Raw genomic sequence first — 16,743 nt, 5'->3', positions numbered from 1 at the left:
CTAAAAACAAATGAAATCAACATTTTTTAAAATTATCAGCGCTATTGCCTTATTGGCGGTAGGTGTCTTTTTGGGAAAATCCTTTTTCGCTACCCCATATAAAGATACGGTGCCAATTCCGTCACCAATAGGCTATCGCATGCCAACCGATGCCAACGATACCCTTATTAGAAAGCCCCTCACCTACGATGGTGAGATTATCGAAGTAAAAGATGGTGGCTCCATTCAAGATGCCGTAAAAAAGGCCAATCCAGGAGATTTGATCCGCGTTTATCCAGGAACTTATTCTGAAAATGTGTATATCGATAAGGACAATATCGGCCTCCAGGGCGTGGTTCTCAATGGAAAATGGCCCACTTTGGATGGCAAAAAGGAAATTAACGATGCTTTTCTTTATTCAGGCAACGGGATTTTAATAGAGAGCTTTAAAATCATTAATTACAAGGGCAATGGTATTATGGGCCAGGCTGGTAATAATTTTGTTATTCGCAACAATTGGATCATTGACACCGGAGTGTACGGCATCTTTCCACAATACGGAAAAAATGGATTGATTGAGCACAACGTTTGTAGTAAAATTGAAGATGCTGCCATTTATGTGGGCATGTGCGATAATGTAGATGTGTTACACAATGAAGTCTTCGATAACGTGGCAGGTATCGAAATTGAGAATTCTAGGCATTGTTTGGTGGCAAACAATTATGCACATAACAATACGGGGGGAATTTTGGCTTTTGTAACTCCCGGGCTTCCGATAAAAACAACTTACGATGTCATCATAAGAGACAACTTCGTTATTAATAATAATACTCCAAATTTTGGCGCCCCAGGATCTACAGTAGCAGGTGTTCCTGCAGGTACGGGTATTCTTATCATGGCGGCAGATGATGTTATCATAGAGAACAACATTATAACAGGGAACAATAATACGGGCGTCACCATTGTAGATTTGGCCACGGGTGCTCCTAAGGCCAACGATCCGAGTTCTGAAGGAAATCCGGATCGGGTAGTGATATTAGACAATATCATGTACGACAATGGAACTAATCCCACCGGGGAAATAAAAGCAATCATGCTCAGTCAATTGGACACCAAGGGGCCAGATATTTTTGCTTACGGGGGTGGTACCGGCAGTACCATCAGGGATAAAAACAAATACCGCTCTTTTGGTATCGATGATTGGGGTCCGGCCCAAATTACGGACACCAAAAACGTTCGTACCTATATGCTGCCCGAACCAGTAGCACCAAGATCTGTCAGCAAGGAAGAACTAGGTAAAATAACCTATTACGGCATCTGTGCCGGATGCCATGCCTTTGGCAACCGATTGATAGGTCCGCCAACAGAAATCATTCAGGCGATTCACAACAACAACCCACAGGGCATTGTCGATTATATTAATAACCCGAAGAATCTTCGAGACGACTATCCTGAAATGCCTCCCCAGAACTATTTGTCCAATGAGGCTAAAATGGCGGTGGCAGAGTATATTTTGCAATTGAAACCTGATAATGAAACCTCCCAAAACCAATAACCGAAAAACAACCAAACCATATGAAAAACCTTATTATTCTAATGTTTCTGAAGGTTTTTACCATTTCATGAACAGTGCAAAAAGCGGTTTCCGGTAAGGTTTCGGAAAAAGACTCCAATGTGCCCTTGGCAGGTGTCAGTGAGTTTCTAAAGGGAAGCACACAGGGAACATCCACAGATTTTGATGGTAACTATTGCTTCAGCGATGTTGGTAAAGATACTATTTTAGTATTTTCTTATATCGGATTCAATTCGTTGGAAATTCCTGTTTCCGGACAAGCCACCATCAATGTCGCTCTTGAAGAGGACGACCAATTATTGGATGAGGTCGTGGTAACCGCCCTTAATGTCCAAAGAGATAAAGAGTCTCTAGGCTATTCTATCTCACAAGTCTCATCAGAGGAGGTGAATGTTTCTTTATCAAACAGCAAAACCTTTAGGACGATGATTTGAGCGTTCCCTCCTTCGTCGGGCGGGTCCTCCGCTATATCCCTTGCTGCGCTGCGGGGATGCCGCTGCGCCCCCTAACGCGTGTTACAAATAATAATAGAACACAGCTTTACATTTTTAATTGCAGCTAACGAAGAGTTGGCGAGAAGACTACTTAAAACTTATATAGAAAAGAAATGCAGACCCTATGAGAAATTTAAATCCAAATGCTATGCCGAGTTATTGATAATTAAGGATGAGCCGCAGAAAGAATACCATTTAGTAATAAAGTTTCCCAATATAAGATCAAGGACTATTTTAGGGTTTTGTAAACTATCAAAAAAGTAATGGTTGTATAAATAGTGTACACAGAAAAAAACCAATTCTTATTCTATAATTATGAGGAAGCTAATCTGGGTAAAGATTAGCTTCTTCGCAGGCTAAGAATGAATTATTGAGGAGGGCTACTATTCTATCTGAAGAGTGTTAAGGACCTTTTAGCCATCTGGGATTCTATGGATCTAGGTTGTTGGGTGTTGATATGTTATGCATATTTTATTCCCGATCATATTGTAGCAAGCCTACAATTTTAATAATATTGGTTATTCCGTTCTTAATAGATGGTATTAAAGACAAGTAAAACGATTTACCGTACGGTATAACTCCTGTTATCCAAGCCCCTAAAAAGCACCTTTTACCCTGAAATAGAGAGTTATACAAAAATAAAAACTAAATGAAAATACTTCACACTGCCGATTGGCATTTAGGACATAGACTACATGAACAATCTCAAGTAGAGGAACAAACTTTATTTTTAAGTTGGATAAGAGATTATATCATTAACCAAAAGATTGATGTACTGTTAATTTCGGGCGATATATTTGATACTGCTGTTCCTTCAAACCAAAGTTTGGAAATGTACTATACCTTTTTAGTGAAGTTAAAAAGTACTACGTGTAAGTCTATTATTATCACCGGTGGAAATCACGATTCTCCGGGAACTTTAAATGCTCCAAAGCACATTTTAAATGCCTTATCGATAAAAGTAGTTGGCAAAGCAACTGAAAATATCGAGGATGAGGTTTTTGAAATTGATATCAATGGCGAAAAGGTCATTATTGCCGCTGTTCCTTATTTACGTGATGGAGATATTAGACGAGCTGTTGCCGGCGAATCTTTTGAAGAGTTGACCGATAAATACAAAACAGCCTTAATCAATCATTATGAAGCAACGGCAAGGCAATGTGCATCGATAAATACGAGCAAAGCACCTGTTATTGCAATGGGACATTTATTTGCAACAGGAGGTTCGGTTTCTGATAGTGAACAAAACATTTATGTAGGTACATTGGGCCATATTGGTGCTTCAGATTTCCCAACTTATTTTGATTATATCGCTTTGGGGCATTTACATAGACCACAAATAATAGGCGGGAACGAAAAAGTAAGATACTCTGGATCCCCAAACGTTCTAAGTTTCAGTGAAATTTATTATGATAAAAAAGTTATTGTTTTAACGATTGAAGACAATAACATTAGTGATATTAAGGAAGATATAATTCCACGTTTTAGAGAGTTTTATAAGCTAGAGGGCACAATCGCTGACTGTATTGCACAGTTCCAAAACATTATTTCTAATCCCTATGGATTAACACCTTGGGTAGAAATAGTATTGAATGAAGAGAACAATATCCATACGGATGAATTAAAAAATGCTGCTGAGGAATATCCTTTTGAGATATTAAAAATGGCCTTAAAAAACCAGCGAAGAATTAGAGGCATTGAGGAATTGTTGGAAGAAACAAAGTCTATTAAAGAGCTACTGCCTACTGAAGTTTTTAAACTAAAATGTGAAGAAATTGGCTATGATTTAGAAAATAAACCAGCAGTATGGGATGCCTTCAATGAAATATTACAATCCGTTAAAAAGCAATAAGAGCAGCTAGTTATGAAAATTTTAAAAATAGAGTTACAGAATATAAATTCATTAAAATCTGACTCCCCTATTGTAATCGATTTTGAAAATGGACAGTTTAAAGATGTTGGATTATTCGCTATCACAGGATCAACTGGAGCTGGAAAAACCACTATTTTAGACGCCATAACTATTGCGTTGTATCACAGCGTACCACGTTTTAATGGCACCAAAGGGTCATTGATCGATGTGGTAAGCTATGGCGCAAATGATGCTTTTAGCAGGGTTACTTTTGAAAATGAAAATGTAATATACGAAGCCTATTGGGGCATTCGTCTAACTTCTAAAACTGGAAAAAAACTCACAAACCCCCAGGATGAAGTTAGTCTAAAGAATTTGTTGACGGGTGCCATTTTAGCTACACAGAAAAGAATTTTTATTGAAGAGATTTTTAAAGTGACCCAATTAGATTACGTTCAGTTTTTAAGATCTGTTATGCTCGCTCAGGGAGAATTTGCCTCGTTTTTAACAGCGAAGGGACCGGAAAAAGGAAGACTATTAGAGCAAATTACTGGTGAAGACATTTATAAAAAAATTGGTCAAGGTATTTTAGACAGAAAGTCTAGTGAGGCCAATAAATTAGCGGAAATTCAATCTAGAATTAACGCTGACGATGTGTTACCTGAAGAAAGAAAAATTGAATTACTCCAAAGAGATAAAGAACTCGATCTTCAAATTGCAGCATCAGAAAAAGAAATGGCATCAATTCAATTGATTCTTAATTGGTATCTTAAATCCCAGGAGTGTACCCTTCAATCCGAAAAGCTAGAACTCGCATTCCAGGAAGTAACTACCGATATTGAAAACCATAAAAATGAATTTGAATTATTGGATTTAAACGAAAAGGCAGAACCGTTTAAAGAAGTTATTCAGGATTTCAATAGAACCGAAAAAAATATTGCTGAAAAATCGGATCAATTACTAGCATTAGAGCTGCAATTAACCCAGCTTAAACCCGAGATAAAACATTTAACTGAACTTTCAAATAAACAAACAACTGAATTAGAGAATGCAGAAAAAGAGTTTGCTGCTTGGTTACCTAAATTTGATTTAGTTACAGGGTTGGATGGTCAACTGGAGAGTATAATTGACAATAGACAAAAATCAAATGAAAAACTAGATGAGTTAAACCTGCATATCAAGTCATTACAAGATGAAAAGGAAAAACTATCTAGGGTTTTAATTACGACAGAAGCAAAGATTAAAACGGACGAAGGATTTGTGTCTCAACATAAATTTTTGACGGATGTAGATTCAGAGATTTCTAGTTGGACGACAGATTTGACTACTTTAAAAGCGAATAAAGAAACGCTTCATGAAATTTCATTATTTGTAACCCTAAAAAAGGAAGAAGTAGAACATGCTGTAGCCGAATTAACAGCAAATAAGGAACTGCTTACTACTAAATCTGCCGAAATTGAGAAAATAGAAAAAGAAATCCTTGCTATAAATGGGGAATTAGTTAAAAATAATTTAACGGCACTACTAGCTGATAAAGAGAAGCTGTCGTTAATGGAAGGGAACTGGAAACTATATAAAGGCTACTCAGAACAACTTGCAAAAGAAGAGAAGGAACTAGAAGCGCTCTCCGCTCAAAAGAAATCATTCTCAACGGAATTAGAATCTGTTAAAAAACAAATTGAAGGGTCCCAAAAACAAATTCTTGCCCAAGAAGCATCTGTTGCCGATGCCGAAAAGATTTTAGATTTAGAGAAAAGCATTGCTAAATATGAAGATGACCGTCGAAACTTAATAAAAGGGCACCCTTGTGGGTTATGTGGTTCTAAAGAACATCCGTTTGCGGAAAATTTAGTAACCATCGGTGTTTCAAAATCGGAATTGGAACTAAATAAACGTAGAGAAAAACTAAAAACACTCACCGGTTCTAGATCCGATTTAGATAAAACGGAAGTTAGGTTATCTACCAGTATTGAAAACGTAACGAAGCAAATCCATACAATCACCGAAGCATTGGAGTCTATTCAGTCCAAGGCAAACCTATTAGCTGTTGATTGCGAATTAAGAGATTTGACCAAAATCGATCTGGAATTAAAGGTATCGTCAAAAAAGTTAAAATCCTTGGATGAAAAGATAAAATATGCGCAAAAATCACAGGCCAAGAAAGATGAGTTGTCAGAAACTTTAAACATACAAAACCAATCTATTGAAGCCCTAAAAACTAAGGATGCTACGCTTGGCGAGAAAATTAAAAATGCTACAGCTGAAATTGATGGTAAGCAAAAATCCAAGGACGTTTTAACCAAGACGTGTACCGGTCTAGAACGCAACTTAAGGTTGAAATTGTCAAAATATAATTATGAATTACCGTCAATTGAAGCTACAAACTCTTTTATTCATAAGCTAGAAGAAGACATCCTTACATTCAATAAAACACAAAAGAATCTAGCTGCGCTAAAAGCAGAAAACCTAGTATTGAACAATAGTATTGTCGGCATTAAAAAGCAGTTGGAAACACATGCTAAAACTCAAAACGATTACAAAAAAATAATAGGTGATTGTGAAACGAAAGCTAGCCAATTAAGAACTGAACGTACAAGGATTTTACCGTTTGATATTACCGTAGAAAATAAAAGGACACGTTTACAATCCGTTAAAAAAGAACTAGCTGACAAGCTTGATATAAGTAAAACCAAGCTACAAAAGATATTAGATGCTAAAACAGAAAAAGAAGCTTTAAAAGTAAGCAACAACAGGGAACAGGAAGATTTACGAGAAAAATTAAGCGTTTTAAAACTGTCACTGGAAGCGCAGGTAGAACAGAGTAACTTTAAATCTAAACACGACATTGAAAAGGCTTTGTTGAGCAATGAGGTGAAATTAAAATTCACCCAAAACAAAGATCGAATAAAGGAGAAGCAATTAAGGCTGCAAACCTTAAAAGAGACAAATCTAAAAAACATTGAAGTTTTAAATAAATCTAAAAACTTTACCATTTCTGAGCAACAAAGCAAACTGGCTTTTGAAGAAATAAAAACCAAAATAAATGGTTTATCAGCCGAAAAAGGTGAAATAAAAGAAGTATTTAGAAAGGATCAAGAGATTAGAGATAGAAATCAGGAAGTTTATAAAAAAATCGCCGCCCAAGAAGCGGTTTGTACCGTTTGGAAAGAACTATTTGCAATCATCGGTAATTCCAAAGATGCTTTTAATGTGTATGTCCAGCGCTTAACTTTAAAACACTTATTAGATCTTGCCAATGTGCATTTGTTCAAATTAAACAGACGCTACTCTTTAAAAATGGAAGAAGACTACAAACCAAAAGAAGAGCTTAATTTTAATTTGATTGACCATTACCAAACTGACCAAGCCCGATTGGTAGATACCTCTAGCGGTGGGGAAAAGTTTATTATCAGTTTAGCCTTAGCGCTGGGCTTATCGGATTTAGCCAGCAAAAATGTTAAAATTGACTCTTTATTTATCGATGAAGGTTTTGGGACTTTGGACAAAAACACTTTAGAAACAGTCATCTCCACTTTAGAAACCTTACAATCACAAGGCAAAATGATAGGAATAATATCTCACGTTGAGAATTTGAAGGAACGTATCCCTACTCAAATACAGATCACTAAGAAAAGTAATGGAGTGAGTGTTGTTTCAATTTTATAGAATGAAAGATGCATTAGCGAAAGCTGTTCGGACACTATCCCGAAAACGGTGTAAGTTTAAAATAACAGGGGTTGGACTTTTACCTAAAGTCTGCCCCTTTTTTCATAGATCGAAAGCAACTGATTTAGAATGACTCCCAGTTCCGTACTGGCATGAAGCCATTTTCGTTCACCTCACTATTCCCTCTCGGCTGTCGAATTCGACAGCCAATTCCTTACTCATTTTTGAAAATATTTTAAACATCCTCTAATTCATATCTTTTTAAATAATCCTCTACGCCTACTTCCAAGGCTTCTTTTTTAAATTTACCTGGCGTTTTATTAAAGTGATTTTTAAAACATTTAGAGAGGTATTTTGGATCATTAAATCCAGTGTTAAATGCGGCTTCAGAAATAGTATGTTCATATTTAGTTATTAATATGGCTGCTTTCTTCAAACGCAGTAAACGAACAAATTCAACCAAACTTTTACCCGTTACGGATTGACATTTCCTATATAGACTAGAATACCCCATATTTAAAGTCTCGGCTAAGTCTTCCATTTTTAAATGGGGATCCTTCATTCTTTTATCTATTTGGGTGACAAGATTTTCTAAAAATAGCTCATTTTGAGATTTCTCTAACCCCACCTCTGGATGGCTGATGACTTCCTTGCGATATTTTTGAATAATGTTTTCTTTAGAAGATATAATATTCTGTATTTTAAGAAGCAACTCACCTGTATTAAAAGGCTTATTAATATATTCTATAGCGCCGCTTTTTAGTCCTAAGATTTTAGCATTCGTAGAATACTTGGCAGTGAGCAACACTATAGGAATATGTTTGGTCAATTCATCCTTTTGAAGTCTTTTGCACATTTCTACTCCATCTAATAAGGGCATCATGACATCACTTAAAATTATATCAGGAAGGTTGCTTTTCGCATAATAAAACCCTTCCTCACCATTCTCCGCTACAATAACATTGTAATCTTTACTCAAAAGTTCTTTTAGAAACATTTGTAAATCATAATTATCTTCTACTATTAACACGGTTTTAGTTTTAGCATTAGGCATATCATTTTCAAATTCAACACTATTTTCCATATGGCCATTTTCCGCTATTTCTTCTTGTGGCAAACTACATGTTATTCTTTCATCATCCTGATAGGCGTCTTCTGTAATCGGCAAAGTAATAGTAAACACAGTTCCTTCCGCTTCGGTTGATTCCACGTCAATTTTGCCATGATGCAAATCGATAATCTCTTTGCTCAGCGCCAAACCGATACCAGTCCCCTCCTCAGCGGTCTTCCCTGAATGGGATTGGTAGAACAACTCGAAAATATTCTCTAATTCTCCTTGTGGAATACCACTTCCGGAATCCCTGACCGATAGTTTAATGGACTTTTTATCATTGATTGGGACGATATTCAAAATAATATTCCCCTCATGAGGGGTGAATTTAAAAGCATTGGAAAGAAGGTTATACACAGCATGCTCTATTTTTTGACGATCATACCATACTCCGGATAAATTTTTAGGGCAATTAATTACAAAGTCGATTCTTTTTTTTCTTGCCAACTCCTTGAACGAGCCAGTAATATTTTCAATATCTTGATTTAAATTATTTTCTGTCACGGTTAACCTTAACCTATTTAACTCCTTATTTCTGACCAATGTTAACTCTCTTGCAATCTTTGATAGGCGTTGAGCATTATAGGAAATGATTTCTATACGCTCTTTGAACAATAAATTTCCGTTTTTTTCTGCCCAACTCAACATTTCATCCAACGGGCTCAAAATCAAGGTGATGGGCGTCTGTATTTCGTGAGACATTTTAGTAAAGAAGTTCATTTTTAAATCATGCAGCTCCTTTTCTTTTTTATGTATTACGCTTTCAACAAAATATTTTCTTCGCAGCAATAACCAGCGTCTTATACCAAGTCCCACAAAAAGCATAAAAAGGAAATATACAATGTAAGCCCCCCAACTGTTCCAAAACGGGGGAGCTATACTAATTGCCATCTGTTGTACAGGAATATCATAAACTCCTTTTTTGGTACCTGCCTTTACTTCGAACGTATACTCCCCAGCCGGAATATTGGTATAAGTAGCTATTCGTTCGGGCCGACTATTTATCCAATCCTCATTAAAGCCTTTTAACCTATAGGCATAATGAAACTTAGGGTTAAGAATATCACCGATGGCCGAAAACTTAAAAGAAAAGGAGGATTGGTTATTCTTCAAATTCAACATGGGAACATTGGTATTGCCGCTTTGCACCTGATCTGGAATTAATATATGGGCTGGTTGATTAAGGACTTCTATTTCCTTGATCTGTAAGGTTGCCTCTTTGGTTTTCTTCTGTAAATCCCTAGGATAAAAATAATTAACCCCTCTAATCCCTCCAAAATATAGCCTATTGTCATCATCTTTAAAAGAACTTCTCAAGGTGAACACGTCGCTTTGAAATCCGTCGGCTGCATAAAAATTTGTTAAGGAGTCATTTTTTAGGTCTAAGTGAGAGATTCCACTTGTTGAGCTTAGCCAAATATTTTCCTTATCTTCCATTAAGATGGCCGAGAAATTTTGATGGGGAATGTTTATTAATTGCTCAAAATTGACAAAGGTATTATTGATAATATTGTATTTAAACAATGCCCCTCTTTTCCCTATTAACAAAAGCTCTTCTTCTGTCACTTGTGTTATGGACCTTGCCGCGGCATTCATTCTATTTCCATGCTTATCAAAAGAATGATCTGTAAAGGATGAGTGGCTGAGATCGCTTAGATTTTCATTAAAATTAAATAGTCCTCCTTCATATAAGCCCAACCAAATAACATCATTGTTGTCCTCAAAAATACTTTCCACAATGTTCCCATTCAAGCCATGGGAATTGTTATCAAAACTTGCCAATAATTCCAAGGCATCAGAATAAACATTGGTTTGAATATTGGAACCTACCCATATACGTCCTTTTCTATCTTTATAAACGGTCCTTACATCCGTACCTTCATGATTTTTAACATTGTATAGCTTTATTTTTTTAAATCTATCTTTTTTTATGTCATAATGCCATAGACCATTTTTATACGTTCCAAACCACATATTACCCCTATTATCCTCGGCAATACTTTGAATATAAAAGCCTTTTTCATCATCATTCTCTTTAAAATATTGGTATTCTTGGGTAATACTATCTCCTTGGAATTCTATTTTGGTTATACCGTCACCATCGGTTCCCAACCAAAGGGTCCCTCCTTTTGTTTTATAAATACTTAAAACTCTTTGAGTTTTTCCGTTCTTAGATCCGGGATGATAAAATATATTATTGTTATTAGAAGGCAATACATTTATGCTTCCATAATTGGTACAAATCCATATATTGTGGTGATTATCCTCATTGATATGCAAAATAGTATTGCTCCTTAGGGAAAATTCACTAAAATCATTTTTTGTAAATAGATCAATAGTTCCGGTTTTCGAATCTACCCTATACAATCCACCGCCATCGGTACCCACCCATACATTTCCTTGACTGTCACCAAAAAGATCCAGTATCAACTCATTATCTATAATATGAGTTTCATTTTTAAAAAATTGATCTTGTATAAATGATTTGGTTTCCATGTCGTAGACAAAAAGTCCATAGGTCTCCGTTCCTATCCACAAGCGATTATGTTTGTCGGCATGCAACCTTACTATTCCAGGAAACCCGGTAAAAGGCCCTTCTAATTCGCTAAATTCCTTTGACTTTAAAGAATAATCAAAAATTCTACTATCGGCTGTACTTACATACAGCCCAGTGGAGTCCCGTATTTCTATATCCACGATTTTATTTAAGGAAGAAGTTATCTTGGAAACCTTGGTCATTAGTTCCATTTTCGAATCTTTAAAACGATATATATTTCCTTTATCAGAAGCAAACCAAAGACTTTTTCCTTTGTTCAGAATTGCTGTAATCAATTCTCCTCTTAATAGGCTTTCATTTATTTCCTCGTAATTCCCCTTCTTAAAATTGTACCGCACCACTTGTCCTTGATTTGACAGTACCCACATATTACCCTTGTGATCTCTCACCAAATTATCTACTTTTTCCTTGGCATTGATCATAGAAAATATAGATTCATTGGTAGTTAATTCAAAAGAATATCCGTCATATACCAATATGCCACTATGACAAACCATCCAAATATTTCCTAAAGGATCTTGTGTGGTATTGGAAATGTTCAAGTTCTTATTGTCTACTACTGCGGAGACATGCCTAAAACCAACACTGTTTTGAGCGCACATGCCAAGGCTATAAAAAATAACTCCTATTAATATCATTAATGACTTACTAAATACCATTCTTCTGTTATTACTGATTATGATATATAAAATTTCAGAAAACAAAATCTAACTTATACACAAAGCTAAATCGATTTTTATTGTAAATATATCAAATATAGCTGTATTAGAAACCTTCTTAAATTTTCAAAACCCCAAAATACGGTGGTCATATTCTTCATAAAGGATGACATTTTCTGCAAGCTTTCATTTTATCCTAAAATCACCACTTATATGCTTAATAACAAGGATAATGTGTAAAAAAAATAAAACAATTTTGGGAAAAGGTTTTTCAGTTTAAGCCAATTAAAAACATCAATTAAAGAATTTATGAATTCAAGAAGAGATTTTGTTAAAAAGTCGATTTTAGCCGGGAGTGGGATATCCTTAATTCCCAGTGTATCCTTTGGAGCGATACAAGCCAAGGCCAATGAAAAATTGAACTTAGCCTTTATAGGTATTGGGTTAAGAGGCACCGATCACTTAAACAATGCCTTGTACAGGAAGGATGTCAATATCACCGCAATTTGCGACACGGATCCGGAACGGATTAAATTAGGACTGACAAAAATTTCTGATGCAGGTTTTAAGAAGCCATTAGTATTCGGGAAAAACAATGAAGATTACAAAAACCTATTAGCCTTAAAAAATGTTGATGCGGTCATTATTTCCACCCCATGGCTTTGGCATTCCAAAATGGCAGTAGATGCCATGAAAGCAGGAAAATATACTGGATTAGAAGTATCTGCAGCAAATACTTTGGAAGAGTGCTGGGATTTGGTAAACACTCACGAAGAAACAGGTTCGCATTTAATGCTATTAGAAAATGTCAATTACCGTCAAGATGTTTTAGCCGTACTAAATATGGTAAAACAAAACCTTTTTGGAGAACTGTCTCACTTCAGATGTGGTTACCAACACGATCTTAGGGCAGTAAAATTCAACGACGGCAAACAACCTTATGGCGGAGGTGTCGAATTTGGCGAAAAAGGACTGTCGGAAGCTAAATGGCGTACCCAACATTCCTTACTGCGAAATGCTGACGTATACCCTACCCATGGTTTGGGACCAGTAGCGGTTATGGCCGATGTCAACAGAGGCAACAGGTTGGTTTCCCTTACCTCTCATGCCTCCAAACCCTTGGGTCTCCACAACTATATCGTAAACCACCCTAAAGGAGGCCCAGACCATCCAAATGCCAAAATAAAATGGAAACAGGGCGACGTGATTACAACTACCATTGAAACCGCCAAGGGAGAAACTATTATCGTTACCCACGATTGTAATTTACCAAGACCTTACTCTTTAGGGTTTAGGGTACAAGGCGTCAATGGTATTTCTGAATTCGATTACCATACTAAAAGAATTCACATTGAAGGCCGTTCTCCAAATCATCGTTGGGAAGATATGGATGCATACATTAAAGAATACAACCACCCTTTATGGGAAAAATTTGGAGCCAGTGCCAAAGAAGCGGGACATGGCGGAATAGACTTTTTTGTATTAAATGCATTCGTAGAATCGGCCAAACAAAACATCGCCCCTCCTATGGACGCTTATGATGCTGCAGCATGGAGTGCTATCACTCCATTATCAGAACTTTCACTTGAAAATAACGGCGCCCCGCAAGACTTTCCTGATTTTACACGAGGAAATTGGATTAATCGACAGCCTTATAATTGGATCAAGGATACTTTTTAAAAATTTTCAAATTAACTAAATACCAATTTAAATTTTATGAAAAAATCAATTAGTTATTTTCTAATCTTTATGCTCGGAATATGCTATTCCTACGCACAAGAAAGAATGGTCAACGGGACCATTTATGACGAAAACGGAGGCCCGTTACCCGGAGCCTCGGTAGTTATTAAAGGTACTTCTAACGGAGTATCGGCAGATTTCGATGGAAAGTTTTCTATTGAGGTCGCTCCCGGCAACATCTTGCTAGTATCTTATTTAGGATACAAAACCGAAGAGATTACCTTGGGAAATCAAAAAGAGCTCTCTATAGCCTTACAACCAGACAATAACCAATTGGAAGAGGTTGTGGTGACAGCTCTTGGAATTAAAAAAGAGAAAAAGCGTATTGGCTATGCTGTACAAGAAGTGAAGGGAGAGTCATTACAAAAAGCCATTGCTCCCAATGTGGTAGAATCCCTTACCGGAAAGGTCGCAGGTCTTACCATTGTTAACAGTAATGGGTTTTTCTCGGATCCTGGCATCTACCTTAGAGGAAGTAAACCTCTAATAGTTATTGATGGTGTCCCTAACCCTACCACCGATATGTGGAACATTAGTTCTGACGACATAGAAAATATTACCGTCTTAAAAGCGGCATCTGCTTCTGCTTTATACGGTTCTTTGGGGTTAAACGGTGCTATACAGATCACCCTAAAATCTGGTAGCAATGCGGCTAAAGGAACCACTATTTCTGTAAATTCCTCCACTACTTTTCAAGGCGATTTTACCAGAATCCCAAAGGTTCAAACCCAATATGGTCCAGGAAACGCCGGAATTTATGAATTTGATACTGGTGCTCCAGGAAGTAAGGGGAAGAACGATTTTGACTACAACATTTGGGGGCCAAAATTTGACGGAAGGCTACTGCCACAATTTGATTCCCCTGTAGATCCGGTTACGGGCATCCGCCAACCAACACCGTGGGTAGCCAGAGGAAAGGATAACCTTGGAAATTTCATGGAAACAGGAATTGTAAGCTCCAATAATATATCAGTACAATCTAAAGGCGAGGTTGGCAACTTTACTATTTCGAATTCCTACAAGTACTCCAAAGCCTCTGTTCCAGGTGCTAAATTGGATGTAAACACCTTTAGGGTAAGAGGGCTGTTAAATTTATCCGAAAAAGTTTCTGCAGAAGGATCTTTACAGCACAACTACCAATATGCCAATAATGCCCCTAGAGCAGATTACGGTCCAACTTCCCCTATTTATACTTTAGCTGTTTGGGGTGGAGCCCATTATGATATCAGAAATTTTAAGGATTTCTGGGAACCAGGAAAGGAAGGTATTAAGCAACGATTTGTAGAAAATTGGAGGTATAACAACCCATATGCTTTTGCTCATGGATTTAAAAAACCCTATACCCGAAATAACGTTCTTGGATTTTTAAAATTGAATTATAAAATCAATGATCAATTTAATCTTTCTGCCAGAACCAATTTAACTACGGATTCTAGAATAGTAGATCAAGAAATTGCCGTTGATATTTACAACTACGACATTCCCGACCGTGGAGGAAGATACCGTCATTTCCAGGATAATATTTTTGAATCCAATACCGATTTTTTATTAACCTATAAGGATGATTTCTTTGGAAAAGATTTATCGGTTGATGGTACTTTAGGTGCTAATCAAAGGTATTACAGCTACAACTCTTCCTATGCTGCAACTACACAATTGGTAGTTCCTGGAATATTTAAGTTAAACAATTCGGCCGATCAGGTAACCCCTACTAGTTCTAAGCAAGAAAAGGGAGTAAGCAGTGCATATGCCACTTTAGACCTTGGTTATAAGAATTTGTTTTTCGCCGGAGTTACGGGAAGGGTAGATAAATCATCTACCATGCCTGCCAAAAATGACACATTTTTCTATCCTTCGGTGTATGCCAGTACTCTTTTACACGAAATTTTCACTCTGCCAAAGGCAGTTGATTTTCTAAAATTAAGAGCTGCTTATGCAAAAGTTGGTGGTGATTTGGGAATTTACGATGCTGTAAACGCCTATAATACAGGAGGTCGTTACAGAGATTTACCGGTTGCTTCTTATCCTAGTATCATTGACAATCCCAATATTTCACCTTCGTTCAACACCTCTTATGAGTATGGAATTGAGGCTAAGTTCTTTAAAAACAGATTTGGCTTTGAAGCCTCTTATTTTGAAAACAATTATGGGCCACAAATATTTACGCAAAGGTTTTCCCAAACCTCAGGTTTCAGCGGCATTCGCGAAAACGGAAGAACCACTCAAAGACGTGGTTACGATTTTACGGTTAACATAACTCCTGTCAGAAGCGATAATTTTAATTGGACAACCCTAATTAACTTTAGTTCTTACAAAGATTATCTTACTTCCTTACCTCCATTACCAGATGGTACCCAGCCAGAAAAAGAAGGTAGAACCTTTGTTGGTGGAATTCTTGGTGATCTTTGGTATTACGAATGGGAAAAGTCTCCTGACGGGCAATTGGTTATTCAGTCTAATGGCTTGCCCAAAAGAACTGAAATATACCGAAACTTAGGAAATACTCAGGCCGATTTTACTACTAGTATAAGCAACTCTTTAAACTATAAAAATGTATCACTTTCCTTCTTATTGGATGCTCGTGTTGGTGGAACAACGTTAGATCGCTATGAAAGGGATTTATGGCGTTCCGGGTCTCATCCAAACTCAGTACATCCAGAAAGGGAGTTGTCCAATATCGCCTATGTGAACGGTGGTGATGCCAAAACAATGCAAATCCCAGGGGTCGCTGTAGTAAGCGGAAGTTTATCCTATGACCCAGAAGGGAATGTAGTAGACGACACTAGAGTTTTTGAAGAAAGCAGTGCTCGCATAGATTACCAGTCTTGGGCGCAATCTTACAAAGCAGCCTATGAAAGCAATATCATTGAAAAAACCTTTGTGAAATTAAGAGAAGTAACCTTGACGTATGACCTTCCTAGTTCTTTATTAAAGAAGACTTTCCTGAACACTGCTTCTGTTTCGGTAGTAGGTAGAAACCTTCTTTACTGGACCAAGGACCATACTTATGGAGATTTAGACACTTATACTGTTAGTAGAGGGTCTACCAATTTGCAATTCCCATCTCAAAGAACTTATGGGTTTAACATCAACCTTCAATTTTAAAAAAAGA

General features: G+C 36.8%; 7 protein-coding genes. 6 read left to right on the top strand and 1 reads right to left on the bottom strand.

Going from position 1 to position 16,743, the window contains the following annotated elements; all coding sequences use genetic code 11:
- The first annotated feature begins 10 nt into the window (after positions 1–10).
- The 4 genes from BUA16_RS03220 (at position 11) to BUA16_RS03205 (ending at position 7,564) form a co-directional block, all read left to right on the top strand.
- Positions 11–1,534: a parallel beta-helix domain-containing protein gene (locus BUA16_RS03220; RefSeq protein ID WP_072763198.1), complete on the top strand. Its 1,524-nt coding sequence runs from the start codon at positions 11–13 to the stop codon at positions 1,532–1,534.
- A gap of 74 nt (positions 1,535–1,608) precedes the next feature.
- Entirely contained in the window at positions 1,609–1,986 is a 378-nt protein-coding gene (locus BUA16_RS03215; RefSeq protein ID WP_072763197.1) for a carboxypeptidase-like regulatory domain-containing protein, read from the top strand.
- Between the two features lie 709 nt (positions 1,987–2,695).
- Positions 2,696–3,898 carry an exonuclease SbcCD subunit D C-terminal domain-containing protein gene (locus tag BUA16_RS03210; protein ID WP_072763196.1) on the top strand — a complete coding sequence of 401 codons (1,203 nt, stop codon included), beginning with the start codon at positions 2,696–2,698 and terminating at the stop codon, positions 3,896–3,898.
- Between the two features lie 12 nt (positions 3,899–3,910).
- Complete coding sequence (locus BUA16_RS03205) at positions 3,911–7,564, top strand: SbcC/MukB-like Walker B domain-containing protein (RefSeq protein WP_072763195.1); 3,654 nt, start codon at positions 3,911–3,913, stop codon at positions 7,562–7,564.
- Positions 7,565–7,799: 235 nt separating this feature from the next.
- On the opposite strand, the gene BUA16_RS03200 is transcribed toward BUA16_RS03205, so the two are convergent.
- Positions 7,800–11,834, bottom strand: coding sequence for a two-component regulator propeller domain-containing protein (locus BUA16_RS03200; protein WP_218616751.1), 4,035 nt, complete (start codon positions 11,832–11,834; stop codon positions 7,800–7,802).
- A gap of 366 nt (positions 11,835–12,200) precedes the next feature.
- Here BUA16_RS03200 and BUA16_RS03195 point away from each other — a divergent pair, with 366 nt between their 5' ends.
- Together BUA16_RS03195 and BUA16_RS03190 are read left to right on the top strand one after the other, a co-directional pair.
- Positions 12,201–13,571 carry a Gfo/Idh/MocA family protein gene (locus BUA16_RS03195; RefSeq protein ID WP_072763193.1) on the top strand — a complete coding sequence of 457 codons (1,371 nt, stop codon included), beginning with the start codon at positions 12,201–12,203 and terminating at the stop codon, positions 13,569–13,571.
- Between the two features lie 36 nt (positions 13,572–13,607).
- On the top strand, positions 13,608–16,736 hold the full coding sequence (locus tag BUA16_RS03190; protein ID WP_072763192.1) for a SusC/RagA family TonB-linked outer membrane protein: 3,129 nt from the start codon (positions 13,608–13,610) through the stop codon (positions 16,734–16,736).
- The last annotated feature ends 7 nt before the right edge of the window (positions 16,737–16,743 follow it).

The organism is Arenibacter nanhaiticus, assembly GCF_900141935.1.
Classification (GTDB): domain Bacteria; phylum Bacteroidota; class Bacteroidia; order Flavobacteriales; family Flavobacteriaceae; genus Arenibacter; species Arenibacter nanhaiticus.
This window is presented reverse-complemented; position numbering and strand designations above follow the sequence as displayed.

What these genes read in the sequence shown, in the direction of transcription:
- BUA16_RS03195 (WP_072763193.1), top strand. Translation starts at nt 12,201, where the DNA reads ATGAATTCAAGAAGAGATTTTGTTAAAAAGTCGATTTTAGCCGGGAGT.
- BUA16_RS03200 (WP_218616751.1), bottom strand. Translation starts at nt 11,834, where the DNA reads ATGTGCGCTCAAAACAGTGTTGGTTTTAGGCATGTCTCCGCAGTAGTA.
- BUA16_RS03210 (WP_072763196.1), top strand. Translation starts at nt 2,696, where the DNA reads ATGAAAATACTTCACACTGCCGATTGGCATTTAGGACATAGACTACAT.
- BUA16_RS03205 (WP_072763195.1), top strand. Translation starts at nt 3,911, where the DNA reads ATGAAAATTTTAAAAATAGAGTTACAGAATATAAATTCATTAAAATCT.
- BUA16_RS03190 (WP_072763192.1), top strand. Translation starts at nt 13,608, where the DNA reads ATGAAAAAATCAATTAGTTATTTTCTAATCTTTATGCTCGGAATATGC.
- BUA16_RS03220 (WP_072763198.1), top strand. Translation starts at nt 11, where the DNA reads ATGAAATCAACATTTTTTAAAATTATCAGCGCTATTGCCTTATTGGCG.